The organism is Bifidobacterium sp. LH_419 (genome assembly GCF_056356955.1).
Genome location: NZ_JBKEVG010000003.1, coordinates 140,926 through 166,112 on the forward strand (window position 1 = coordinate 140,926; position 25,187 = coordinate 166,112).

General features: G+C 66.7%; 16 protein-coding genes and 1 tRNA gene. 11 read left to right on the forward strand and 6 right to left on the reverse strand.

Annotated features, from left to right (window positions below; translation table 11 throughout):
* The first annotated feature begins 54 nt into the window (after positions 1-54).
* The 4 genes from AC1AYX_RS03990 to xylA all read left to right on the forward strand — a co-directional run bounded on the left by AC1AYX_RS03990 (position 55) and on the right by xylA (position 5,962).
* Positions 55-1,515 carry an FAD-dependent oxidoreductase gene (locus AC1AYX_RS03990; protein ID WP_476502280.1) on the forward strand — a complete coding sequence of 487 codons (1,461 nt, stop codon included), beginning with the start codon at positions 55-57 and terminating at the stop codon, positions 1,513-1,515.
* A gap of 351 nt (positions 1,516-1,866) precedes the next feature.
* The gene (locus AC1AYX_RS03995; protein ID WP_476502281.1) at positions 1,867-3,129 is read left to right on the forward strand and encodes a serine hydrolase; all 1,263 of its coding nucleotides are present in this window, start codon (positions 1,867-1,869) and stop codon (positions 3,127-3,129) included.
* Positions 3,130-3,398: 269 nt separating this feature from the next.
* Entirely contained in the window at positions 3,399-4,355 is a 957-nt protein-coding gene (gene htpX / locus AC1AYX_RS04000; protein ID WP_476502282.1) for a zinc metalloprotease HtpX, read from the forward strand.
* Positions 4,356-4,618: 263 nt separating this feature from the next.
* Positions 4,619-5,962 (forward strand): xylose isomerase, encoded by a 1,344-nt coding sequence (gene xylA / locus AC1AYX_RS04005; protein ID WP_101621831.1) that lies wholly within the window; start codon positions 4,619-4,621, stop codon positions 5,960-5,962.
* Positions 5,963-6,367: 405 nt separating this feature from the next.
* Here the strand turns inward: xylA and AC1AYX_RS04010 are convergent, their stop codons facing one another.
* Positions 6,368-7,891 carry a xylulokinase gene (locus tag AC1AYX_RS04010; protein WP_476502283.1) on the reverse strand — a complete coding sequence of 508 codons (1,524 nt, stop codon included), beginning with the start codon at positions 7,889-7,891 and terminating at the stop codon, positions 6,368-6,370.
* Positions 7,892-8,139: 248 nt separating this feature from the next.
* Between AC1AYX_RS04010 and AC1AYX_RS04015 the strand changes: the two genes are divergently transcribed.
* Positions 8,140-9,363, forward strand: coding sequence for an ROK family protein (locus tag AC1AYX_RS04015; RefSeq protein ID WP_476502284.1), 1,224 nt, complete (start codon positions 8,140-8,142; stop codon positions 9,361-9,363).
* Between the two features lie 161 nt (positions 9,364-9,524).
* Positions 9,525-9,598: transfer RNA gene (locus AC1AYX_RS04020), tRNA-Gly, on the forward strand.
* A 195-nt stretch (positions 9,599-9,793) separates the two neighbouring features.
* On the opposite strand, the gene AC1AYX_RS04025 is transcribed toward AC1AYX_RS04020, so the two are convergent.
* Positions 9,794-11,266 (reverse strand): C1 family peptidase, encoded by a 1,473-nt coding sequence (locus AC1AYX_RS04025; RefSeq protein WP_476502285.1) that lies wholly within the window; start codon positions 11,264-11,266, stop codon positions 9,794-9,796.
* Positions 11,267-11,518: 252 nt separating this feature from the next.
* Between AC1AYX_RS04025 and fbaA the strand changes: the two genes are divergently transcribed.
* Positions 11,519-12,586 carry a class II fructose-bisphosphate aldolase gene (gene fbaA, locus AC1AYX_RS04030; RefSeq protein ID WP_476502286.1) on the forward strand — a complete coding sequence of 356 codons (1,068 nt, stop codon included), beginning with the start codon at positions 11,519-11,521 and terminating at the stop codon, positions 12,584-12,586.
* A gap of 148 nt (positions 12,587-12,734) precedes the next feature.
* Here the strand turns inward: fbaA and AC1AYX_RS04035 are convergent, their stop codons facing one another.
* Positions 12,735-15,116, reverse strand: a complete 2,382-nt coding sequence (locus AC1AYX_RS04035; protein WP_476502287.1) for a YhgE/Pip family protein — start codon at positions 15,114-15,116, stop codon at positions 12,735-12,737.
* A complete protein-coding gene (locus tag AC1AYX_RS04040; protein WP_476502288.1) occupies positions 15,113-17,821 on the reverse strand; it encodes a YhgE/Pip family protein in 2,709 nt (902 codons plus the stop codon). The genes AC1AYX_RS04035 and AC1AYX_RS04040 overlap by 4 nt, the downstream gene beginning before the upstream one ends.
* 121 nt (positions 17,822-17,942) lie before the next feature.
* Here AC1AYX_RS04040 and rsmI point away from each other — a divergent pair, with 121 nt between their 5' ends.
* Positions 17,943-18,911 (forward strand): 16S rRNA (cytidine(1402)-2'-O)-methyltransferase, encoded by a 969-nt coding sequence (rsmI, locus tag AC1AYX_RS04045; RefSeq protein ID WP_476502289.1) that lies wholly within the window; start codon positions 17,943-17,945, stop codon positions 18,909-18,911.
* Here the strand turns inward: rsmI and AC1AYX_RS04050 are convergent.
* Both AC1AYX_RS04050 and AC1AYX_RS04055 read right to left on the reverse strand, forming a co-directional pair.
* Entirely contained in the window at positions 18,901-19,251 is a 351-nt protein-coding gene (locus AC1AYX_RS04050; RefSeq protein WP_476502290.1) for a variant leucine-rich repeat-containing protein, read from the reverse strand. The two genes, rsmI and AC1AYX_RS04050, sit on opposite strands and share 11 nt — an antisense overlap.
* Positions 19,248-19,898 (reverse strand): hypothetical protein, encoded by a 651-nt coding sequence (locus AC1AYX_RS04055; protein ID WP_476502291.1) that lies wholly within the window; start codon positions 19,896-19,898, stop codon positions 19,248-19,250. The genes AC1AYX_RS04050 and AC1AYX_RS04055 overlap by 4 nt, the downstream gene beginning before the upstream one ends.
* Before the next feature lie 136 nt (positions 19,899-20,034).
* Between AC1AYX_RS04055 and metG the strand changes: the two genes are divergently transcribed.
* The 3 genes from metG (at position 20,035) to AC1AYX_RS04070 (ending at position 25,181) form a co-directional block, all read left to right on the forward strand.
* Positions 20,035-21,912 carry a methionine--tRNA ligase gene (gene metG / locus AC1AYX_RS04060; protein WP_476502292.1) on the forward strand — a complete coding sequence of 626 codons (1,878 nt, stop codon included), beginning with the start codon at positions 20,035-20,037 and terminating at the stop codon, positions 21,910-21,912.
* Positions 21,913-22,404: 492 nt separating this feature from the next.
* Positions 22,405-23,805, forward strand: coding sequence for an MFS transporter (locus AC1AYX_RS04065; RefSeq protein WP_476502293.1), 1,401 nt, complete (start codon positions 22,405-22,407; stop codon positions 23,803-23,805).
* Positions 23,806-23,930: 125 nt separating this feature from the next.
* Complete coding sequence (locus AC1AYX_RS04070) at positions 23,931-25,181, forward strand: LacI family DNA-binding transcriptional regulator (RefSeq protein WP_476502294.1); 1,251 nt, start codon at positions 23,931-23,933, stop codon at positions 25,179-25,181.
* Positions 25,182-25,187: the final 6 nt, after the last annotated feature.

Below are 25,187 nucleotides of genomic sequence, written 5' to 3' on the forward strand. Positions count from 1 at the left end.
ATGCATGGAAAATGGGGGTACCGCGATTCGGTGGCTTGCGATAACCTGTTACGCGTGACTGAATCTTCGAATACTGCAAACGAACTCCGCATCGCCGTGATCGGCGCGGGCCCCGCCGGCGTCTACTCCTCCGACATCTTCCTGCGCCAGCTCAAGAAGCTGGGCGAGGAGCTGGGCCTCGGCACCAAGGCCCGCATCGACCTGTTCGAAAAGCTGCCCGTGCCGTTCGGCCTGGTCCGCTACGGCGTGGCCCCCGACCACCCGTCCATCAAGTTCATCGCCTCCGCGCTCGAGAAGACGCTCGACAACCCGGACATCCACCTGTACTGCGACGTGGAGTTCGGCAAGGACGTCACCCTCGACGACCTGCTCGCCCGCTACGACGCCGTGCTGTTCGCCACCGGCGCCGTCAAGGACAAGCCGCTGCGCATCCCCGGCGCCGACCTCGACGGCGTGTACGGCGCCGCCAAGTTCGTCGAATGGTACGACGGCTACCCCACGGGCGCCCGCGAATGGCCGCTCGAGGCCGAGAACGTCGCCGTGATCGGCGGCGGCAACGTGGCGATGGACGTCGCGCGCGAGCTCATGCGCAACGCCGACGACCTCAAGGCCAAGACCGACATTCCGGACAATGTCTACGAGGGCATCCAGAACAACAAGGCCAAGGTGCTCCACCTGTTCATCCGCCGCGGCGTCGCCCAGGCGAAGTTCAGCGTGCAGGAGCTGCGCGAGATGGAGAAGCTGCCCGGCGTGCAGCTCATCATCAACGAGGACGACTTCGAACTGGACGACGACACCATCGAGGTCGCCGGCAAGGACAAGCTCACCCGCCAGATGGTCGAGGAGCTGTTCGCCATCCGCGAGATGGCCGAGGACATGGAGGACGACGGCGACGTCGACTACGAGGGCAACCCGGCCGACCGCAAGTACTACGTCCACTTCAACTCCGCGCCCACCGAGATCGTCGGTGAGGATGGCAAGGTGAAGGCCATCCGCGTCGAGCGCACCGAGACCGGCGCCGATGGCGTGATGCACCGCACCGGCGAGTTCACCGACTACCCGGTCGAGGCCGTCTACCACGCGATCGGTTACCAGCCGGCCGAAGCCCCCGGCATCGCCTACGACAGCCACGGCGCCCACCTCGCCAACGCGAACGGTGACGGCCGCATCACCACCGAGGCCGAAGGCGGCGAGGTGCGCGAACGCCTGTACGCCACCGGTTGGGCCAAGCGCGGCCCGGTCGGCTTGATCGGTTCGACCAAGTCGGACGCGCTCGCCATCGTCACCAACATGCTCGAGGACCTCGCCAAGGCCGCCGAGGGTGGCCGCGTGGCCGCCGACCGCGACCCCGAGTCCATCGACCGCCTGCTGGAAAGCCGCGGCGTCAAGCCGATCGACTTCGCCGGCTGGAAGAAGGTCGACGCCTTCGAACGCGCCGAGGGCGCGAAAGAGGGCCGTGAGCACAAGAAGGTCATCGAGCCCGCCCAGATGCGCGAGCTTGCCCACGCCGAGTGAGTCGCGAGTCGGTCGGTCACATTCCGGCCAGGTGTTTCACGCCGCGTTTCACGTGACACGTCGTAGCATGGCGTGAAACACCCGCCGGGAGTGCTCGGCCGCGCGCCACATCCGTGCGTCACACAGAAGCCGCGATCGGCGGAATCGGATCCGGGTCCCACCGGAATCCCTGCCGATCGCGGCTTCGTCATATGCTTCGTCCTATTCTCATACGTACACGTGCGCGCGTCGGCATACGCGGGCCCGTGCGCAGTCATCATCATGCGGTTCGATATCACGTTCGTGATATCCCGTGACCGTGATATCGCAGACGTGATATCGCGTATCCGCATAATCGGAAGGTGGTCCGTCATGAAGCAGTCGCGTGGCTCCTCGCATAGGGGGAGGGGAGCGCATGGCGGCGGACGGCCGTCGCGCAACGGCCAGGCGCGCCGCCATCACACGACGCAATACCAGCATGCGTCACGGCGGATGCGCGCCGTCTACCGCCGCCGGCGCATCGTCGTCGGCATGGCGGCGCTCGCCGTGGTCTGTCTCGTCGTCGGCGTGATCGTGCACGTGCCCGGCTGGGTGGCGGGCGCGGGCGACGTGGTGGAGGCCGCGTCCGGCCATCCCGCGCTGCACCGCGCGTCGACGGCCAAGCCGCGCGCGCTCACCGCCGCGGAGCGCGCGGTGAACGCGATCGGCGGCCTCGACGGCGCGGCCGACGTTTCCACGGAAGGTTTCACGCTGTCCGACGACGACCGTGCGGTGCTCGACCGAGCCGTCGCGACCGTCACGTCGGCCGGATACGGCGTATCCGCGACGATGGTCGACATGACGACCGACCGCGCGCTCGCCGTGCACGGCGGCGACGCGCGCTACTCGGCGTCCGCGATCAAAGGCCCCTACATCATCTCCCTCGCCGCGACCGGCACAATCGACCTCGACGCGGTCCAGCAGTCGTCGGACGCGAACCCGACCGGCGTCGGCGCCGACGGGCAGCCGGTCTCCTCCGCCGACGGCGACGCGACGGGCGCGTCGGCCGCGTCGGAGGAGGACGAGTCGGCGATTGCGTCGGACATGGCGCTCACCTCGACCGGTGCGGGCGTGAACCAGCTCATCGCGCAGACGATTTCCGTATCCGACAACAGCAGTTTCGCTGCGCTCCACCGCACGTACGGTTCGGGGGCGTTCGCCGCGTGGGCGACGCGCGCGCATGTGGGCGTCGACGTGACGGGCGGCGCGTACCTCAACATCTCGTCGATGGACATGGCGCGCATGTGGGCGATGGGGTACGGCTACCTGTTCGATGGCGATTCGGCGCTCGCCGTGCGCGGGTCGAAGCCGGCCACGTCCGATGCGGCGCGGCAATGGCTCGCGGGCGAGTTCACCGATACGCTCAACTCGAGCATCCACAACGCGCTCGGTGATCAGGACGGCTATGCGGTGTACACGAAGGCGGGATGGATTGACGAGGACGACTATCACGCGTTGAACGACGCCGGCATCGTCACGAACGCTTCCGGCGGGTACGTACTCGCGGTGATGACCGACGCGGTCGAACAGTACGACTTGGTGGCCGGGTTGGTCTCCGCGCTGGACGGCATCCACTCGTCGGCGATGGCGCAGTAAGCGGATCGTCTTTTCGGACCTGCCGGTGTGGCGTCGGGGTCTCTCCCTCCGTCACGGCTTCGCCGTGCCACCTCCCTCGTCAGAGGGAGGCGAGGCTGGTGTCGTCTTTGGTGGTGGCATGTTGGCTCCTCTGATGAGGGGGCTGTCGGCGGAGCCGACTGGGGGAGAGATTTCGGGATGCATGCAGGCGGTGTTTCACGTGAAACATCGCACGGTCCGCTCGGCTGCCGTCCAGCGAAATTTCAGATAGCCCCGTTAGCGTGAGCCGTATGGACGGCAAAATGCGTGTGCACGGCCATTGCAATGGCCTGAAGACAGCCCTGCTTTTCGGAGTGATGTGGGCCGTCGTCATGCTGGTCTGGTGGGCCACGGGCGGCAGTAGGGGAACCCTCGGCATCTTCATTCTCATCGGACTTGGTTCCACGTTCTTCTCCTACTGGTTCTCCGACAAGCTCGCTATCGCGTCGATGGGGGCGCAGGAGGTCAGCGAGGCGGAGGCGCCCACGCTGTACCGGATCGTCCGCGAGCTGTCCGCCAAGGCCGGCAAGCCGATGCCGCGCATCTACGTAGCGCCGACGATGAGTCCGAACGCGTTCGCCACTGGGCGCAACGAACGCCATGCCGCCGTCTGCTGCACGCAGGGCATCCTCAGGATTCTCAACGAACGTGAGATCCGTGGCGTGCTCGGCCACGAGCTGATGCACGTGTACAACCGCGACATCCTCACCTCGGCGGTCGCCTCCGCGATGGCGACCGTCATCACGTATCTCGGCTATTCGCTCATGTACTTCGGCGGCGGTACGTCGCGCGACGAACGCGACAACGCGTCCGGCGGGCTCGGCCTGATCGGCGTGCTGCTCAGCGCGATCCTCGCGCCGATCGCCGCGTCGCTGTTGCAGCTGGCGATCTCCCGCACGCGCGAATACGACGCGGACGAGGACGGCAGCATGCTCACCGGCGATCCGGAAGCGCTCGCCTCCGCGCTCAATAAGATCTCGTACGGCGCGCAGACCACGCCGATGCGCAAGACCGCCGGCACGCAGTCCGTCTCCGCGATGATGATCGCCAACCCGTTCTCCTCGGTGGGATTCTCGAAGCTGTTCTCCACCCATCCTCCGACCGAGGACCGCATCAAGCGCCTCATGCAGATGGCCCAGGAGATGCGCGCCGCCCAGGTGTACGGCGGTGCCGGTGGGGTCGGCGGTCCTGCGCAGGTGCGCTGGTAGCGTCTCGCCGTCCGCCGATTCGGCCGATGTGAGTCCCCGATGATTGAGGTCATCGGGGACTCACTTGTTATGAGGCGGGGAAAACGTTGGAATCATTGGGGACACGCCGTATGCGGCCTATTAAGTTCATTCGTTTGACAAACATTGTTCGACCATTTAACATATTGAATCGTCAATCGGAAACGGATGGCGGCGCACAGTGATGGGACGCCACGCGGATTCGACGAAGAACGCAGTGAACACGAACATCAAAGGAGACTGCAATGGGTCTGTGGGATATCGACAAGATCGAGTACGTCGGTCGCAAGGGCGAGAAGGAAGGCCTCGGCTTCCGCTACTACGACGCCGACAAGGTCGTCGCCGGCAAGAAGATGAAGGACTGGCTGCGCTTCGCGGTCGCCTACTGGCACACCTTCGACCAGCGCCTCGTCGACCCGTTCGGCGACGGCACCGCCGAGCGTCCGTACGACAAGTACACGAACCCGATGGACCTCGCCCTCGCCAAGGTCGACTACGCGTTCGAGTTCTACACCAAGCTGGGCGTCGAGTACTTCTGCTTCCACGACCGCGACATCGCGCCGGAAGGTGACACCCTGCGCGAGACCAACGCCAACCTCGACAAGGTCGTCGACAAGATCGAGGAGAACATGAAGTCCACTGGCGTCAAGCTGCTGTGGAACACCCAGAACCTCTTCACCAACCCGCGCTTCGTCTCCGGTGCCGCCACCTCGCCGTTCGCCGACATCTTCGCCTACTCGGGCGCGCAGGTCAAGAAGAGCCTCGAGATCGCCAAGCGCCTCGGTGCCGAGAACTATGTGTTCTGGGGCGGCCGTGAAGGCTACGAGAACCTGTGGAACACGCAGATGCACCGCGAGCAGGCCCACATGGCCAAGCTTTTCCACCTGGCCGCCGACTACGCCAAGGAAATCGGCTTCGAGGGCCAGTTCCTCATCGAGCCGAAGCCGAAGGAGCCGACCTCGCACCAGTACGACTTCGATGCCGCCGCCGCGCTCGCCTTCCTCAAGACCTTCGATCTGGACGACGTGTTCAAGCTGAACCTCGAGGGCAACCACGCCAACTTGGCCGGCCACTCCTACCAGCACGAGGTCCGCTTCGCCCGCGAGAACGGCATCCTGGGCTCCCTCGACGCCAACCAAGGCGACAAGCTCATCGGCTGGGACATGGACGAGTTCCCGTCCGACCTGTACGACTGCGTCGCCGTGATGTGGGAGGTCCTGGCTAACGGTTCCATCGGCCCCCACGGCGGTCTGAACTTCGACGCCAAGCCGCGCCGCACCTCCTTCGCCGCCGACGACCTGTTCCGTGCGCACATCGTGGGCATGGACTCCTACGCCGCCGGCCTGCTGGTCGCCGCCAAGATGCACGAGGACCACTACATCGAGGATCTGCAGGCCGACCGCTACAGCTCCTACGAGTCCGGCATCGGCAAGGACATCGAGGACGGCAACGTCACGCTCGCCTCCCTCGAGGAGTACAGCCTCGACAAGACCCAGGCCGAGCTGCGCGCCGCCACCAAGTCCGACCACCTCGAGCAGGTCAAGGCCACCATCAACAACTACATCATCGACGCACTGGCCGAAGCGTGAGCCGAAAGCCCGGTGGGCTTTCGGGTAGCCTCAGGCGAGGTTGAGGCGGGACGGCCGGCGACGGGGCTTTATTCGGATCGCAATCGCCCCATTGGGTAACTGGAGGCGATATATGGCAAACCCCCGGAATGAAGAACGGCTTCATTCCGGGGGTTTGCCATATGCGATGGCGGCTGATGCCGGCGGTGATTGCCACCGAACAGGAACCACATGAAGGCAAGTTCCTGCTCCCGCTGGCGGGAGCTGGCCGCCGTAGGCGGTCTGAGGGTGGTTCGGCGCCGAACCGCGACCACCCCCAGTCGGCTTCGCCGACAGCCCCCGCCGGCGGGGGCGTGAACATCGGTATCCGGTGGGAGGTCCATCGTGATGCGACAGCCCCTCGCCGGCGGGGCGGCGGCTCCTTCTTCAGCCGCGGGCCTTCACGTAGGCCTCGTATACGGCCTCGGTCGGCTCTCCGGTCTCCACGCCGTCGATGGTGAGCGGCCACTCCGGCGGCTCGGCCTCACCGGACAGCACCCACGCGGCCTGACGCGCCGCGCCGATCGCCACGTACTCGTCGGTGGCCGGGCGCGTCACGTCCATGCCGAGGATCGATGGGGCCAGTGTGCGGATCGCCACCGACTTCGCGCCGCCGCCGATCAGCAGGATGCGGTCGATCCGCGCGCCCAGCGAACGGATCAGCTCCAGGCAGTCGCGCTGTGAGCACAGTAGACCCTCGACGAACGCGCGCGCAAGATTCTCCTTCGTGGTGTTGTGCAGGGTCAGACCGGTGAGCGACGCGGTGGCGTCGGGGCGGTTCGGCGTGCGCTCGCCGTCGAAGTACGGCACGAGCGTGATGCCGCCGGCACCCGGCTCGGATCGGAAGGCCAGCTCGGCCAGTTCGTCGTAGTCGATACCGAGGGCCGCGCGGCCGGCATCGATGATGCGTGAGCCGTTGATTGTGCAGGCGAGCGGCAGGTAGTGGCCGGTGCAGTCCGCAAAGCCCGAGACCGCGCCGGTCAGGTCGTACACCGGGTTCTCGGCGATGGCCGCGGCCACGCCGGACGTGCCGAGCGAGATCGACACGTCGCCTACGCCCATACCGAGGCCGAGCGCGGCCATTGCGTTGTCGCCGCCGCCGGGGGCGAGGATGCAGCCGCCGTCGACGTTCTTGCCGGCGATGGCGGGGGAAGCGTTCACGGCGGCCGTCTCGCGCGGGCCGAGCACGGTGGGCAGGATGATGGATGCGGCGTGCGCCTTGGCGGCCTCCTCGCCTTCGGCGGCGGCCAGCACCATCGCGATGAGGTCGCGGCGGTACTCGCCGTGCGCGGCGTCGTAGTAGATGGTGCCGGACGCGTCGGAACGGTCGGTGAACAGCTTGTCGAGGTGCGCGTCCTCGCCTTCCGCGACAGGGCCGTAGCCGGCGATGCGCCAGCTCAGCCAGTCGTGCGGCAGGCAGATCGCGGCAATCCGCTTCGCGTTCTCCGGTTCGTTCTCGGCCACCCATGCGACCTTGGTGAGTGTGTAGGAGGCGACCGGCGAGGAGCCGACGGCCTTGACCCAGCGCTGCTTGCCGCGCGCGACGACGTCCTCCGGCTCGCCGTCCGCGGCCGGGGTGGCCTCGCCGAGCTTCTCGATGAGCGCGGCGGCCTGCGGCGCCGAGCTGGTGTCGTTCCACAGCATCGCGTCGCGGATCACATTGCCCTGCCTGTCCAGGATCACCATGCCGTGCTGCTGCCCGCCGACGGCCAGCGCGGCCACGTCGTCGAGTCCGCCGGCCTGTTCGGCGGCGGACCGGAACGCCTCCCACCAGTATTCGGGATTGACCGACGTGCCGTCCGGGTGCTTGGCCTGGCCGAAACGCACCTGTTCGCCCGTGGTGGCGTCCGTGATGCGGACTTTAGTTGATTGGGTTGATGTATCGACTCCTGCGACCAATGTACGAGTCATGTTTCCTCCTCGATGAGGGCCGCGCGCAAGACTTTCGACGCGCCGCACCTAATAAGTTAGACGATTAAACTATACTGTATTCCGGCATGAAGATGCAAGTGAGGTCGCGTCGTACGCCATACGACATGCGACGGCCGGCCGGCACGCGTCGCGCGGCGTCTACTATGAAAGTCTACGTCGCCACACGGCCCGAAGCCCAAGACAAACAACAGAGAAGACGAAGACGACAGCATGAAGGGACAGGTACCATGGCCGCTTTGAGGAAGATCAATCAGGACGATCTGCGCAACCACAACCTGTCCGTGACGCTCGACGCGATGCTGTGCGCGAGCGACCCGCTGAGCCGCGCCGACCTCGCCAAAGAGACCGGACTCACCAAGGCGACCATGTCGCTGCTCGTCTCGATGCTGCTCGACTCCGGCGTGGTCGTGGAAGGGGAGCCGGTCGCCGCCGCATCCTACGGACGTCCCAGCACACCGCTGCGCATCCACGGCGGCCGCATCGCCGGCATCGGCCTACAGGTCAACACTGACGGCTACGGCTGCCTCGCACTCGACATCAACGGTGACACGCTCGGCCGCGAATGGGTGAACGACGACATGACCGACTGCGACCCGCAGGACGTGTTCACGAAACTCGACACCATGACGGCATCGCTGGAACAACAGCTCGCCCGCCGCGGCTGCACGGTGGCCGGCACCAGCCTCGCCCTGCCCGGCGTCATCACCGGCAACCGGCTGACGGTCGCCCGCAACCTCGGCTGGACCGACCTCGACCTCACGCGCTTCGACGTGGTGCGCCGCCTCGACGCCATCCCCGGCAACGAGGCGAAGATGGCCGCCATCGCGCAGATCCCGGGCTACGCCACAGAACGCGCCGACTTCCTGAACGTCGTCGACCGACGCGACTCCTTCATCTACGTCTCCACCGACGTCGGCATCGGCGGCGCCATCGTGCGCGACGGCGAAGTGGTCCGCGGCTCGCACGGATTCTCCGGCGAAATCGGCCACCTGTCCGTCGCGATGGACGGGCCGCGCTGCACGTGCGGCCGCCGCGGCTGCCTCGAAATGTACGCGGGCCGCCGCGCGATGGTCGAAGCCGCCGGACTCGCTGACGGCGGTCTCGCCACCCAATCGGATGCCGTCAGACGGCTCCTCGACGGCTGGCGTTCCGGCGACCCGCGGATCACCGCGGTGATCGACCAAGCCGTCGACGCGCTCGTCTCCGCCATCGCCTCCGCCGTCAACCTTATCGACGTGGACACCGTGCTGCTCGGCGGCCTCTGGACGCACTTCGGCGACGAACTCACCATCGTGCTCGAAAACCGCCTGCGCGGGGAGGTCGTCGGACCGGGCGGCATGACGGTGCGCGTCGCCACGCCGCCCGTCGCGGAACACCCCTCGCTATACGGCGCGGCCGAACGCGGCCTGCGCCGGTTCATCGACGACCCGCTGCGGTTCATCGGCGCGTGAACGTTCGGCGGCGACGGCGGGCGATGCGAGGACCGGTGCGGTGATTGGCGTGAGAACCGGTGGGATGGCCGGTGCGCCGGCCGCCCGAGTAGTGAGACGGCGGGGTATCACGTCGGGCGGCGCGTTTACACTGGTGGCTCGCGTCCAAAAGACGCACCCTTGCGGATGTAGTTCATCGGTAGAACGAAAGCTTCCCAAGCTTTAAAGGCGGGTTCGACTCCCGTCATCCGCTCCAGTCACGGGCCGGCGGAATCCCGCCGGCCCGTTGCGTTACGCCCCGTTTGCATGCCCCACTGCACCCATGGTGCGGTAACACATTTCCTCCACAACCCCGGAATCATGCGGTTTTTGAGCACCGCACCATGGGAAGTTTGCCGCACCATGGGAATGTTGGTTGGGGAGAGGTGGGGTTGTTGATGCGCAGCGGGGGTTATGCGCAGCGGGTGGCGCGGGAGATTGGCTCCCAGGGCTGCACGGGGACCGGCTCGGTCGTGAAGATCCGGCGCGTGGGCTCGTCGAGCACGCTCGTGTGGATCGTGGCCTCGTTCACGTATTCGTCGAACCAGGCGTCGGATGCGACGAAGTAGCCGTCGCGGCCCGCGTCCTTGCCCCAGCTGTTCTCGATCTTCCAGCGGTTCGGCTTGCCGTCCGCGTCGAGGTTCACGCCGAGCAGGGTCATCGCGTGGTTCGACGGGCTCACGCCGTACTCGAGACGATCGCCCTTGCCCATCGTGTACTCGATGCCGAACAGGTCCTCCACACGCACCACGTCGCGGCTGAACACGCCCTCGCCGCGCAGCGAGAACTGCTCGCAGTCGCACGCGAACCACACCGGACGCCCGCTCTTCAACTGGTCGATGATCGCCTTCTTGAACACGCTCATCTCCACGTTCGCGAACTCGATCGGGTGCCCGCCGACCACGTTGCCCGTGTGCGCGAGACGGTACAGGCGGCCGAACGGCGTGCGCGCCATCGGCGCGTTCACCACGCCCACGTAATCGTCGAGATCCTGCTTGACGTACTTCGCGTAGAAGTCGAGCGGCGTGATGCCGTGCTCGCTGATCAGTCTGCCCTTCACGAACCCGTCATCGGGCTTCTTGCCATCGGACTTCGTCGCGGCGTCGCCGGAATCCTTCTTCGCATCGTCCGCATCATCGTCGTCATCCTTCTGACGCGCCGTCCAATCGAACGTCTTCGGCGGCTCGCCGAGCGCGACGGCGACGATACGGTACACGTCGTCCATCTGCTCGCGCACGCGCGCACGCAACGCGGCGGCGGACTCGCCCGCCGCGTGACGTGTGCGCAGCTCGAGCGCGAACTCACGCAACTTCGCGTTGAGATATTGCGTGAACGCGTCCGAATCGCGGGAATTCGCGGTCTCCGGGTACGCGGACTTCGGCACCAGACCATACTTCGCGGCGAGCGAGGCGAACATCTGCCACCAGCCGCCGTCGTCCGCCGGATAGTCGTTGATCGCCTGGAACAGGCGCGAATCGGTCGGCTCGTCGAGCGTGGCCAGCACCTGATCCAGATAGAAGTTCGACTTCTCGATCTTGTCGTAGAAGAACAGGTAGGTCTCCGAGAACTCGAAATCGTCGAGGTTCCAGCGGCGGATCACATCGTGGCGGAGCGTGTTGAGGCTCGCGAACATCCAGCAACGGCCGGAATGCTCCTGCGCGGTGATCGAGCCCTGCTTGAGCTCGATCGAGAAATCGTCGCGGGGCAGCGCGCGCAGGCCGCGGTAGTCGGTCGCGGCCTTGAGCACGCCGGCGCTGGTCGCGGCGGTCGCGGCCACGCGGTTCGTGCGGGAGGCGTTGAAGTCGGCGGAGTAGGCGTCGAGCGCGGCGGGGGTGAGGGCGGAGGTTGCGGTTTCGGGTGTGGGTTGGGTAGTGGTATCGGTCATGGTTCCCTATTATCTCGCGGATTGGGGCGCGGGAGACCCCCTCAGTCGGCCTTCGGCCGCCAGCTCCCCCTGAAGGGGGCGCATGCACCGACTCCCAGTGCCACCGATTGAATACCAGCCAGCTCCCCCTAAGGGGGCACTTGTGCGGGGCATGTGGACGTGAGGCGACGGGGGCATGACTTGTGCGGGAATTCACAGCGGGGAATGATCACCCGGCGTGCGTGTTCCGGGCGGCGGCGCGATAATGGCCGTATGACTATCGCAACTCCCGAACGTTATGCTGAAATGCTCGACGCCGCACGTCGCGGCGGATACGCGTACCCCGCCATCAACGTGACGAGCACGCAGACCCTGAACGCCGCTCTGCAGGGCTTCGCCGAAGCCGAATCCGACGGCATCATCCAGGTGTCCGTCGGCGGCTCCGCCTACTTCTCCGGCCAGAGCGTGAACGATCGCGTCACCGGTTCGCTGGCGTTCGCCGCGTTCGCGCACGAGGTCGCGAAGAAGTACCCGAACATCACCGTCGCGCTCCACACCGACCACTGCGCCAAGCAGTACCTCGACGAGTGGGTGCGCCCGCTGCTCGCGCACGAGGCCGACGAGGTCGCGCACGGCAAGGAGCCGACCTTCCAGTCGCACATGTGGGACGGCTCCACCGTGCCGCTCGACGAGAACCTCGACATCGCCGAGGAACTGCTCGACAAGTCCGTCAAGGCGCACACCGTGCTCGAGATCGAGATCGGCGCGGTCGGCGGCGAGGAGGACGGCCACAGCCACGAGATCAACGACAAGCTGTACTCGACGCCGGCCGACGGCGTGAAGGTCGCGCAGCGACTGGGCCTCGGCGAGCGCGGCCGCTACATGGCCGCGTTCACGTTCGGCAACGTGCATGGCGCGTACAAGCCGGGCTTCGTGAAGCTGCGCCCGGACCTGCTCGGCGACATCCAGCGCGAGGTCGCCACCGCCGTGGTCGACGGCCGCGTGGCCTCCGCCGCCGGCGCGGTCGACTTCCCGGCCGGCAAGCCGTTCGCGCTCGTGTTCCACGGCGGCTCCGGCTCCCGCCCGGAGGAGATCGCCGAGGCGGTCAGCCACGGCGTCGTCAAGATGAACGTCGACACCGACACCCAGTACGCGTTCACGCGCGCGGTGGCCGGCCACATGTTCGAGCACTATGATGCGGTGCTCAAGATCGACGGCGAGGTCGGTAATAAGAAGTTCTACGATCCGCGTTCGTGGGGCCGCGAGGCGGAGACCTCGATGGCCGCGCGCGTCGTCGAGGCCTGCCAGGAGCTCGGCTCCGCCGGCAAGGCGCTGAAGTAGTGCTCGAGTAGTGCTCAAGCGCTCAAGTAGCGGTTTCGCGGGGAAAAGAGGAGGCCGATGCCGTCATGGCACCGGCCTCCCGCCGTTTGAGCTGTTTGATCCGTTTGGCCCGTTTGGCCCGCTTCGGTCTTGGCCCGTTTGCGGCCCGCTACATCACCTTCGTGCTTTCGAGGTTGCGGATGACCCAGTCGTTGAGGCGGATCACGGGCTTGCGCAGCACCAGGCCGAGCACGAGCGAGGGCACGAGGAACAGCGCGAGCTTGCCCATCGCCACCCAGTACTCCATGCCGTAGGCGCCGGCCATGGCCGAGTGCATCGCGTCCACCGCGTACGGGAACAGCAGCCAGTGCGAGACCACCTGGAAGAACGGCGGCAGCGTCTCGATGGGGAACGTGCCGCCCGAGCCGGCCACCTGCATGACGAGCAGCACCACGGCGATCGCCTTGCCGATGTCGCCGAACGAGACGGTCAGCGTGTACACGATGTTCGAGAACACGATCGCCGCCAGCCATCCGACCATCATGAACCGGATTGGATGCTCGCACTGCACGCCCAGATACAGCAGGTCGCCCAGGCAGACGAGCGTGCCCTGCATGAGCGCGAGCACGCCGAACAGCATGTAGCGCCCGAAATACTCCTGATGCATGCGCAATCCGAACCGTCGCGCGTTGCCGGGCGATTCCGAATGCGGCTTGCGCAGCACGTCGAGCATCGCGCCCGGGCCGGCCGTGCGCCCGATGATCACCGCGTCGCGCAGACCCACGTCCTCGCCGAGCGGCAGCACGTTGCCGAGTCCCAGGATCTTCGCCTTCTCATGGTCGGAGATTGCCACCTTGAGCATCGCGACGAGGATGATCGCGCCCACCCAAATCGCGAGGATCGTGTAGAACGGCGCCATCGCGGACCCGTAGTTCGCGATCGGGTAGATGGCCTCGCGGTCGAGGGAGACCGGCGCGGAGAGGATCGTGGCGATCGTGTCCGGATCGGAGGACGCGACCGCGGACAGGTCCGCCTTGGCGCCGGAACCGGAATCGCCGGAACCGGAATCGCTGCCGCCCCCGCTCACCGCGCTCGCGAACTTCGCGTTCAGATCGTCGAGCTTCGCCGCCGCCTTGTCGAGCGTCGAGGCGACGTCGCCCAACGCGGTGCGCACGTCCGCCAGACTGTTCGAGATGCCGCCGGACAGGCCACGCACGCTGGCCGTGGTCGCGGCGAGGCCGTCGACCACGCCGCTGGCCTGCGAGACCATGTCGTCCATCGACGAAGTGAGCGCGTCGATCTGCGGCTTCAGCGTGGACCGGTACGTGTCGGCCGCGTCGGTGACGGACTTGCGCGCGGCCGCGATCTGCGCCTGCAGATCGCGTCGCGTCGCGTCGAGTCCGGCCTTGCCGTCGGACGCCTGCTTCGCCGCCTCGCCGAGCGTGCCGGCGGCGGCGTTGAGCGCGTTCTGCGTGTCCACCGCCTGATCGGCCGCCGCGTTGAGCGCGTCCTGCAGCGCCTTGCCGTCGGCGTCGCCGCTTGCGCCGGCCGTGTCGGCCATGGCGCGCAGCGCGGTCGCGTAATCGCCGTACGCCGCGGCCTGCGCGCTCACCTGCTGCTGCAGTTTGGTGAGCGTGTCCGCGACCTTGCCGTTCTGCGTGTCCTCGTCGTCGAACGCCTTGTCGATCTGTTCGCTGATGGAGTCATAGGCGCCGCCGGCCTGCTTCAGCGCGTCGGCGACGCCGCCCGACGCGCCGTTCATCGCCTTGACGAGCGACTGCGCGCCCTGCGAACCCTGTTCGAGCGCCTGTTTCGCGGCGTCGCCCTGCGTGCCGGCGGAGCCGAGCATCCGGTCCGTCGAGTCGATGATGCCGTCGGCGGCGGCGAGCAGCTGCGCGTAGGAGTTCGCCTGCGCGGATGCGGTCTTCAGCCGCGCGGACATCGTGGTGATGTGCCCGGTCGCGTTCTCCACGTACTGCTGCATCTGCGGGCTGTCCGCGTAGCCGGCGACGTTGGAGGCGAGTCCCAGCGCCACCTGTCCGAGGGTCTTCGCGAAGGTCTGGTCGATGGTCGTGGCGACCGTGCCCGCGCCCTGATCGGTGATGTGCGGCGCGATCGGGTTGATCTTCGCGTTGAGGTAGTAGTCGAGCCGCGCGTGACGGATGGTCGGCGAGAACAGCGTCATCATGTCGGCGCTGAACGATTTCGGGATGACGAGCGCCGCATAGTATTCGCCGGAGTACACGCCGTCGATGGCCTTGTCCTTGTCGACGAACTGCCAGTCGAGCTGGTGGTTGGCCCTGAGTGCGCTCGTCACCGTCTCGCCCACGTTGATGCGCACCGGCATCAGATCGGACTTGTAGCCCTTGTCGGTGTTCGCGACGGCGACCTTGAGCGCCTTCGTGTTGCCGTACGGGTCCCAGCTCGCCGCGATGTTGTACCACGCGTACAGCGCGGGCACGATGACGAGGCCCACCGCCACGATGATCGCGATCACGTTGCGCGTGGCCTGCCGCACGTCGCGTGCGAAGATGCGCCAGATGTTCCTCATCGTTCGTCTCCCTTCGCGGAGTCGGAGTCGGTTGCGTCGGTTGCGTCGGTCGCGGCCGCGCCTGCGCCGCGTGCCGCGCGCTTGCGCCGCCACATGTAGCCGTCGAGCATCACGTCGCGGAACTGTTCGGACGTCATTGCGCCGACGCCCACCTGCTGCGCGTAGCTTTCGCGCGTGTATTCGACGACGATGAGATACACGTCGATGACGATGATCGACAGGATCCACGCCGACAGCATCGCGATCTTCGCCTGCGTGAAGAACAGCAGCATGAGGAACGCGATCGGCAGCACGGTGAGCAGCACGAGGCCGGCGACGATCATCCGCGGGTAGCGGTCGAAGAAGCGGTGCGCGCGGCGCTCGATCAGCTCGCGCATGCCCTGCGAGGAGTCGGAGGCGACGCGGAACGCGGAGGAGAGGCTCACCCGCTCGTTGACCATCGAATCATGTTCGGTGATCATCAGGTCGGTGTCGCCGAGACGACGGTCGAACAGCGCGTTGAGGTTCATCGCGTACCGGCGCACGACGAGTCCGACGAACAGCGCCGCCGGCACGTAGTAGAAGAGGTGCAGCATGTCGAGCCAGTAGTGGTTCGCGTACATGCCGCCGATCGGGCCGCGCATCGCGTTGATGCCGTAGGTGAACGGCAGCCAAGGGTGCAGTTCGCGGAAGAAGTTCGGCATCAGCTCGATCGGGTACAGGCCGGACGCGCCCGGGATCTGCACGATGACGAGGATCACCGCCACCGCCTTGCCGATGTGACGGAACGCGACCGCCAACGCGTAGATGATGTTCACGTACACGAACGAACACCAGACGCCGGCGAGGACGAACAGCAGCGGATGCGCGCATTGGATGCCGATCACCAGATTGCCGACGGTCACGATCAGCGCCTGCAGGAATCCGATCGCGACGAGCAGCAGCCACCGGCCCAGATACGCCTGCGTGGAAGTCATGCCGCGCAGCTCCTCGGCCGCGGCACCGGCCGCCGCGCCGGTCGCTTCTCCCGCCGCTTCTCCGGACTCGCGCGACTCGCGGTCCACCTCCAGCTTGTAGATCGCGATGAGCACGAAGCCGCCCACCCACAGGGCGAGGTTCGTGTAGAACGGCGTGACCGACGAGCCGTAGTTGTCCATCGGATACACGGTGCGCGTGTTGAGCGTGACCGGCGATCCCATGAACTTGCCGAACTCCTTGTCGTCCAGATGCAGCGCGTCCTTCACGGCCGTGTACGCGGCGGAGCTGTCGAGCGCCGCCACGTCGGTGCGGACGCCGGTCACGTCGCCGATGAGCTGGTCGAGCGAATCGTGCGTGCTCGTCACGGTCTGCTTGGTCTGCGTGAGCGTGCCGGACAGCTGGTCGAGCAGGCCCTGGGTCTGCGTGGCCGTGTCGGCGAGCGAGACGAGCGTGCCCGACATCGTGCCGTTGAGCGCGCCGAATGAGTTCAGCGATGTGTTGAGGTTCGGCATGACCGTGCCGGTGAGCGTGCCGCGCGCGTTGGACAGTCCGGTGATGCCGTCGCCCACGGCCTTGCCGGTCGTATCGGACAGGGAGCCGGCCGCCTTCTTGCCGCCGTCGATGAACGCGGTCGCGTCCTTCTGGAAGTCGTCGGCCTGCTGCTGTTGCTTGGCGACCGCGTCGCCCAGCGCGTTCACCTGCTGCCAGATGCGCTGCCCGTCCGGATCGCTGGTGTTCTCGTCGATGCCGTGGTCGCGCAGCGTCTTCTTGAGCGCGTCGACGGCGGCCGACGCCTGGTCGAGCGAGGCGGAGACCGAGGTGTGGATCTGGTTGACGGCCTCCTGCGTGCTGTTGAGCGTGCCGGTCGCGTCGCCGGCCGCCGTGTTCACCTTCACGCCGATGCCGCTCAGCCCGGCCGACCCTTGGTCGAGCGCGCCGACCATCGTCGTGGAGAGCTGCTGCGAGGAGGTCTGCGCCTGCGCGAGCAGCGTGCCCGACTGCGAGGACGTGCGTTGCGCGGCGGCGATCGACTGCTGGAGCGAGGCGAGCGTGTCGTTCGCGCTCGCGATCGTGCCGTCCGACTGGTCGAGCGTGGTCGCGATGTCGTCGAGCGCCGCGTTCACGTCGCGGATGTCGCCGGCCACGGTGTCGAGCGTCGCGATCACGTCGCGCTGCGTCGAGCCCGTCGCGTCGCTCAGGTCGCGCCCCGCGTCGGTCACGGCCTTCGCGACGGTGTTGCCGACGGTCGTGACGAACGTCTGATTAATCTGCTCGTCGATCGTGGTCGCGCCCGAATCGGTGATCTTCGGCGCGATCGCGTTCTTCTTCTCGTTCACGTAGTACGTGATCTTCGGACGCTGCTTCGGATTAGCGAGCGCGCCGACGAGCTTCGCGCTGAAGTCCTTCGGCAGGACGATGGCCGCGTAGTAGTCGCCCGTCTGCATGCCGTTGAACGCGTCCGTCTCGTCGACGAACCGCCAGCCGAGCTGGTGGTTGCGTTTGAGCTGCGTGACGACCTGCCTGCCCGCGTTCAGTTCGCCGACGAGCGGCGAGCTGGTGCCTTTGTCGTTGTTCACGATTGCGACCTGGATGTTGCCGGTGGCGGAGTATGGGTCCCAGTTCGCGAGGATGTTGAACCATGCGTACAGCGATGGGATGATCGCCACGCCCAAGGTGACCACCACGGCGACCGGGTTGCGCAGGATGCGCGTCAGGTCGCGGGTGAACACGCACCATATCGTTCGCACTTTCGACGGCTCTCTTTCTGTTCTTCGCTCTTCCGGCGTGTTTCGGTTCCGTGATGCACATTACTCAGGGCGGTGGCATTGGGCGGAGCATGCGTCCGAGGGGGTGGGGGATACTGGAGGCATGACCAATGCAGCGGATGTGAACGTGAACGAATCGACCGAGAGCGCAGGCACGGGCGCGGCGGACGCGGGTGCCGTCGCCGTCACCATCCCGGCCGGCACCGTGGTGCTCGCCGCCACCCCGATCGGCAACGTCGGCGACGCGTCCGCACGCCTGCGCGCGCTGCTCGAGCACGCCGACATCGTCGCCGCCGAGGACACGCGCCGCCTCTACGATCTCGCGAACCGTCTCGGCGTGCACGTGAACGGCCGCGTCGTCGCCTACCATGACCACAACGAGCGCGACAAGGCCGACGGCCTGCTCGACAACGTGGAGACCGGCGCGACCGTGCTCGTCGTCTCCGACGCGGGCATGCCCACGATCAACGACCCGGGCCTGGCGATCGTGCGCCGCGCCATCGAACGCGGCCTGCCGGTCACCTGCGCGCCCGGTCCGTCCGCCGTGCTCGACGCGCTCGCCCTGTCCGGCCTGCCCACCGACCGCTTCTGCTACGAGGGCTTCCTGCCGCGCAAACATTCCGAACGCGTGCAGCATCTGCGCATGCTGCAGGGCGAACGCCGCACGATCGTGTTCTATGAGACGCTGCACCGCATCGACGATTCGATGGACGATCTGCTCGATGCGTTCGGCCCGGACCGCCGCATGGCCCTGTGCCGTGAGCTCACCAAGGACTACGAGCAGATCCGCCGCGGCACGATCGCCGAAATCCGCGACAGCGTGCACGACGATCCGCCGCGCGGCGAGATGGTGCTCGTCGTCGCCGGCGCCTCCGACGAGGAGGCGGCCGCCGTCGCGCCGAGTACGCTGTCCGTCGAGGATTTGGCCGTGCTCGCCATCGACCGCGCGCTCGAGGACGGCCTGCGCATCAAGGAGGCGATCACGCAGGTCGTCGGCGAACATCCGCTGCCCGACGGCACGCTCGCCAACCGCAAGCAGGTCTACCAGGCCGTCCTCGCCATCAAGCAGTAACGTTCCGCGCCTCCAGCTCATCCAGCGATTCCAGCAGGACGGTGAGCGCGCGTTTGACGCCCGGCCCGCCGGCCTGCGAGACGTATTCGAGCAGCGCCGCGTCCGCTTTCGGATTCGCGACCAGCCATCGGCGCAGTTCCGGCGCGGTGCGCGCGATATGCCACAGCACGTCCATGTCCGTCGCCGGGTCGGCGGCCACCATCGGCGTGAGCACGAGTGGCGGTTCGGGCGGTTCCAGCGCCGTCGCGTGGGCGGCGTCGGCCGCCGCCCGCGCCAGGCGTCTGAGCCGGTCGGCGCGGTCGAGCGAGCGCAGTCGCCGCGACGGTCGCGCGCGGTTCATGGCGCGACCTTGACGCGGCGATGATCGTACGAATGACGCACGCCGGTGAAGAACGCGCGTGCGCGCGGCGTGGTGGACATGCACGGATTCTCGTCGAGGATCGTGATGCAGTCGTCGGGAGTGAAATCGTAGGCGTCCATGAAGTCGACGACCTTGTCCGCGTATTCGTTCGGATGCGTGGAGGTGACGAGCAATGACGCGACGTCGCAGGCGGTGCGCGTCGGATCGGTGACGCGCAGATTGCCGATCGTGACGAGATGGTTCGGCATGACCTTGCGCGTGAACGCGCGGATCCGGTGCCCGAAATGCCGCATGCGGAAATGCGACCGCGACAGCACGTCGAGCGTGCGCGGGAAGTCGCCGCCCATCCACACCCACATGGCGGTGAGCGCGCACGCCACCGTGGAATGCGGGATGAGCCGGTGCACGATCGAGGCGCGGCCGTAGAGGGTGGCCGCGTGCTCCGACCAGTAGCCGCTCTCCAGGTCGTCCAGCGTGGTGATCGTGCCGTCGGTGGCGAGCCGGCTGAGGCTCATCGGCCCGGGCAGGTCGCGTTCGCGCAGGATCGCCGGCACGAGCGGGGTGGTGCGCAGCGCGGGCGGCGGGGATGCGGATGATGGCGGTGTGGTCGTCGTTGAAGGTTCCATGACCATACGGTAGGGCGTGCGCGGCGTGCGCGCCAATCGTGCGCGACCGTACCCGCGCGAGGTGGATGATCCGGTGGATGGGCGAACGGTTATCCACATCCCGGCGTGTCCCCGGCGCGCCGGATAATTCGGTCTTATGAGTCATATTCTGGTGAATGTTGCATGGCCGTATGCGAACGGCCCCCGCCATATCGGTCACGTGGCCGGTTTCGGCGTCCCCTCCGACGTGTACGCCCGCTACGAACGCATGAAGGGCAACGACGTGCTGATGGTCTCCGGCACGGACGAGCACGGCACCCCGATCCTCGTCGAGGCGGAGAAGGAGGGCCTGACCGCGCAGGAGCTCGCGAACCGCTACAACCGCGTGATCGCCAAGGATCTGTGCGACCTGGGTCTGAGCTACGACCTGTTCACGCGTACCACCACCGGCAACCACGAGCACGTGGTGCAGGAGATGTTCACGCAGTGCCTGAAGAACGGCTACATCTACAAGGGCACGCAGCAGGTGGCGATCTCCCCGTCCACCGGCCGCACCCTGCCGGACCGTTACATCGAGGGCGAGTGCCCGATCTGCCATGCCGAGGGCGCGCGCGGCGACCAGTGCGACGCCTGCGGCAACGAGCTCGATCCGGACGAGCTCATCAACCCCGTCTCCAAGATCAACGGCGAGACGCCGCGCTTCGAGGAGACCGAACACTACTTCCTCGACCTGCCGGCGCTCGCCGAGGCGAACCTCGCCTGGCTGAACACGCGTGAAGGATGGCGCACCAACGTCATCAACTTCTCCAAGGGCCTGTTCAAGGAGGTCAAGCCGCGCGCCATCACCCGCGACATCGACTGGGGCATCCCGGTTCCGGTGAAGGGCTGGATCGACAACCCGAACAAGAAGCTGTACGTGTGGTTCGACGCGGTGATCGGCTACCTGTCCGCCTCGATCGAGTGGGCGCGCCGTCAGGGCGACCCGGAGCTGTGGCGCCAGTGGTGGAACGACCCGTCCTGCCCGGCCTACTACTTCATGGGCAAGGACAACATCACGTTCCACTCCCAGATCTGGCCCTCCGAGATGCTCGCCTACAACGGCCAGGGCTCCAAGGGCGGCGAGACCGGCAAGCTCGGCCCGCTGAACATGCCCGAGCAGGTCGTCGCCTCCGAGTTCATGACGATGGAAGGCAAGAAGTTCTCCTCCTCGCGCGGCATCGTCATCTACGTCAAGGACATCCTCTCCCGCTACCCGGTGGACGCGGTGCGCTACTACATCTCGATCGCCGGCCCGGAAAGCTCCGACTCCGACTTCACGTGGGCCGAGTTCGTGCGCCACAACAACGAGGAGCTCGCCTCCTCGTGGGGCAACCTGGTCAACCGCGTCGCCAACCTCATCGCCAAGAACTTCGGCGAGATCCCGGCGCTCGACGAGGATTCGATGACCGACGAGGACCGCGCCCTGCTCGACGAGACGCGCGGCGCGTTCGCCACGGTCGGCGGCTTCATCGAGAACCACCACCAGAAGGCGGGCCTCATCGAGGCGATGCGCGTGGTCGGCGACATCAACAAGTACATCTCCGCGACCGAGCCGTGGAAGATCAAGGACGACGAGAAGCGACTGGGCACCGTGCTGCACGTGGCCGCGCAGGCCGTTTCCGACGCGAACCACCTGCTCGCCCCGTTCCTGCCGCACGCCTCGCAGAAGGTGTGGGAGGCCCTGGGCGGCAAGGGCGTGTTCTCGCCGCTGCCGCGCCTTGAAGAGGTCGAGGACCTCGACAAGCCGGGCTTCAAGTACCCGATCATCACCGGCGACTACAAGCTCGGCGAGACCGTGCACCCGTGGGAGAGCGAGCCGATCGAGGTGGGCGCGCCCGTCGCCAAGCCGACGCCGATCTTCGCGAAGATCCCGAAGGAGGCCGTCGAGGAGGAGCTCGCCCGCTTCGACGAGGCGCTCGCCGCCCGTCGCGCCGCCGAGGCCGAGCGCCTCGCCGCCGAAAAGGCCAAGCTCGCCGCCGAAGAAAAGGCCGAGTAGCCCCGTTTTGCGTGGTCCCCTCGTCAGAGGGGGCCACGCGTCTGCGTGCCGGGCCGATGCTAAGCGGTTACAAAACCGTCACATAGTGCTCAGAGGTTTCTCAGGAACGCGCATCGTTCCTCCAAGGGAGGGACGGTTTACTAAAACATGTCAGCGGTTGGGAGTCCTTCCCGAAGTGAATATCACTGGCGAGGTTCTTCCCGAACCCCATAACTGAACCCTTCTTCTCTCTTCTCTCTCACCCGGCGGTTTCTCCCCGCCGGGTTTCTTTTTGCGTTGTGTCTTTGTGAGAGCGCACGGCCCGGCTGATGGCAAAAAGCGGCAAATCGTGGCAAGAACAAGGTTGGCAAAAACGGCAAACGGCGTGCGGGATTAGGTTGTGACTCGTCGTCCGGAACGGCGGCGGAGCCGAAGAATCGATGAAGCGAAGAATCGGCGCCGTCCCAACCGAGCCGGACATGGAACCCATGAGAAGGAACTAAGGAGTTCTCGATGAGCACTGCAACAGCGCAGCCGGCGAAGAAGACGCCGAAGAAACTGACCTGGCTCAACATCGTCGGCTACGGCTCGGGCGATTTCGCCAACAACATCGGCTGGCGCATGATGTCGATGTTCCTGGCCACCTACTACGTCTACATCGGCATCAACCCGCTGATCGTCGCCAACATCTTCCTGTTCGCCCGCTTCTTCCAAGCGGTCGTCTACCTGCTCGCCGGCAACTACGCCGACCGCGTCAAGGCCAACAAGAACGGCAAGTTCCGTCGTCTGGTCGTCTACTTCGGCGTTCCGATGATGGTCGCGGTCTGCCTCATGTACACGATCCCGACCGACATCGACATGGCCCTGAAGATCACGTGGGCCATCGTCACTTACCTGCTCTACCAGCTGTTCGGCGCCCTCGGCGGCGTGCCCTACGGCGCGCTCCTCGGTGCGATGACGCAGGACCAGAACGAGCGTCAGCGCCTCTCCTCCGCCCGCATGGTCGGCGGCGCCCTGTTCGGCCTGATCGTCACCTTCACCCTCGCCCCGGCCATCAACACCGTCAAGGACCAGTCCGAACTCGCCAAGCTGATGCTGCCGATCGTCTCGATCTTCTGCCTCGTCGGCGCGCTCATCTACGTGTTCCTGTACAAGACCACCATCGAGCAGATCGACGTGCCCGAGCAGCCGAAGAGCTCCTTCATCGACACCATCAAGGCCATCGTCCAGAACCCGGCGCTGCTCATCCTGTGCTTCGCCACCGGCTTCTACCTGATCGCCACCTGCGTCGGCTCCATCGGACCGATCATCGCCAAGGAGGTCCTCGCCAACGGAGTGGACGCCGGCACGCTCGCCCTCATCACCACGCTCGTCACCCTGATCAACGCCTCCATCGGCGTGGTCGCCTCCCCGTTCGGCCCGGTCATCGCCCGTCACCTCGGCAAGAAGGGCGGCTGGTACCTCGGCTGCGCGCTCGGTGTGATCGGCGGCGTGATGTTCATCTTCGTGAACAACGTGTGGCTGTCCCTCGTCGCCCTCGCGCTCAACGCGATCGGCGCCCAGTTCTGCGGCAACTACGTGTGGGGTATGGAAGGCGACACCGTCGAATACTACGAGTGGAAGACCGGCAAGCGCACCGACGGCGCCGCCATGGCCGGCCTGAGCTTCTTCCGCCAGATGTTCGGCGCCCTGACTTCCTGGCTTGGCCCGGCCATCCTCGCCTTCACCGGCTACAAGTCCGGCATGAACGTCGCCCAGGACCCGTCCGTCGCCGAGAACCTGCGTCTGGCCGCCGGCCTCGTGCCGCTCATCGGCTTCGTGATTTCCGCCGCGATCATGTACTTCTACCCGATCACCGAGGCGAAGTTCAAGCAGATCAAGGCCGACCTCGCCGAGCGTCGCGCTCAGGCGTGAGTCGTTCGTGAAGCCGATCGGGGGGGGCCGCGCGGTACGTCGCGTGACCACCCCCGATCGGCTTCACGGGTTCCCGACCGCAAGCAAGCCATTGGGGCGAGGTCTGTACAATGAAACGGAATCGGATGGGAGGAACGATGGCGGCGCACGGATCGACCGAAAGCAAGGACGCGGCCGGCGGGAACGGGCCGGCGGTCGCGGCGACTTCATCGGCGGTCGCACCGAAGGCCACCAAACGTGTGCGGCTGGCCGACGTCGCGGCGGAGGCGGGCGTCGCGATCTCGACCGTGTCGCGCGTCTTCTCCGACCCCGATCGCATCAACTTCCAGACCGCCGAGCATGTGCGCGAGGTCGCGCAACGGCTTGGCTACCGGCGCAGACCCACCTCGCGCACGCGCGCCGGGAACGCGGGGGCCGCGGCGGGCGCCGGTTCCGGCGTCTCGCCGGCGTCCGCGCGCGGCGACGTCGCGACGCCCGGCACCGCCTCTGCGCCGTCCAATCGCGGCATGATCGCGATGATCGTCAAGGACACGGCGGACGGCGTCTCCTCGCAGATCCTCAAGGGCGCGCAGATCGCGGCGATGGAGTCGGACAGCGCGGTGAGCGTCATCGAGACCGGTGATTCCGCGCAACGCACGATGCAGATGCTCGACCATCTCGTCGGGAAGGTGGACGGCGTCATCCTCGCCTCCGACGCGCCGCGCACCGATTTCATCCGCGACTACGCCCGGCGCATGCCGCTGGTCGTGCTCAACCGTCCGGTCGAAGGCGTGGCCAGTGTGATCCCCGACCCGCGCATCGGCGTCGTGCGGGCACTGAGCCTGTTCAAGCGATACCATCATGCGGCCGTCACGTATGTGGCCGGGCCGTCCGCCTCATGGGCGGACCAGTCGCGGTGGCGGTTCCTGCACGACATCGGGCAGCGCATGGGATTCAAGGTCAACCGCATCGGACCGGTCCACGCGACCGTCGAAGGCGGGTATCAGGCGGCGCTCGCGTTGGAAGGCGGGTCGGCCACGGCCATCGTCACGTACAACGATCTGATTGCGGCCGGTATCGTATTGCGTCTGACCGCCGACGGCGTCGTCGTGCCGGATGACGTGTCCGTCATCGGATTCGACAACACGCTGATCGCGCCGGTGGTGACGCCGCCGATCACGACGATCCGCATCCCGCGCGCGCAGCTCGGGCAGGTGGCGGTGAACCGGTTGCTCGGGCAGCGGTCCGCTGCCTACCGCAATCCGGCGGATACGCAGGTGATGGCGAAGCTCGCCGAATACGGCATCCGCTGCGAGGAGGAGGCCGATCCGGAGGTGTCGCTCGTGGATACCTCGATCATCGTGCGCCGTTCGGTGGGGGAGCGCCGGCGGGCGTAGACCCTT

Coding starts and splice junctions, on each gene's coding strand:
- AC1AYX_RS03995 (WP_476502281.1), top strand. CDS start 1,867: ATGAAGCAGTCGCGTGGCTCCTCGCATAGGGGGAGGGGAGCGCATGGC.
- htpX (WP_476502282.1), top strand. CDS start 3,399: ATGGACGGCAAAATGCGTGTGCACGGCCATTGCAATGGCCTGAAGACA.
- xylA (WP_101621831.1), top strand. CDS start 4,619: ATGGGTCTGTGGGATATCGACAAGATCGAGTACGTCGGTCGCAAGGGC.
- AC1AYX_RS04010 (WP_476502283.1), bottom strand. CDS start 7,891: ATGACTCGTACATTGGTCGCAGGAGTCGATACATCAACCCAATCAACT.
- AC1AYX_RS04015 (WP_476502284.1), top strand. CDS start 8,140: ATGGCCGCTTTGAGGAAGATCAATCAGGACGATCTGCGCAACCACAAC.
- AC1AYX_RS04025 (WP_476502285.1), bottom strand. CDS start 11,266: ATGACCGATACCACTACCCAACCCACACCCGAAACCGCAACCTCCGCC.
- fbaA (WP_476502286.1), top strand. CDS start 11,519: ATGACTATCGCAACTCCCGAACGTTATGCTGAAATGCTCGACGCCGCA.
- AC1AYX_RS04035 (WP_476502287.1), bottom strand. CDS start 15,116: ATGAGGAACATCTGGCGCATCTTCGCACGCGACGTGCGGCAGGCCACG.
- rsmI (WP_476502289.1), top strand. CDS start 17,943: ATGACCAATGCAGCGGATGTGAACGTGAACGAATCGACCGAGAGCGCA.
- AC1AYX_RS04050 (WP_476502290.1), bottom strand. CDS start 19,251: ATGAACCGCGCGCGACCGTCGCGGCGACTGCGCTCGCTCGACCGCGCC.
- AC1AYX_RS04055 (WP_476502291.1), bottom strand. CDS start 19,898: ATGGAACCTTCAACGACGACCACACCGCCATCATCCGCATCCCCGCCG.
- metG (WP_476502292.1), top strand. CDS start 20,035: ATGAGTCATATTCTGGTGAATGTTGCATGGCCGTATGCGAACGGCCCC.
- AC1AYX_RS04065 (WP_476502293.1), top strand. CDS start 22,405: ATGAGCACTGCAACAGCGCAGCCGGCGAAGAAGACGCCGAAGAAACTG.
- AC1AYX_RS04070 (WP_476502294.1), top strand. CDS start 23,931: ATGGGAGGAACGATGGCGGCGCACGGATCGACCGAAAGCAAGGACGCG.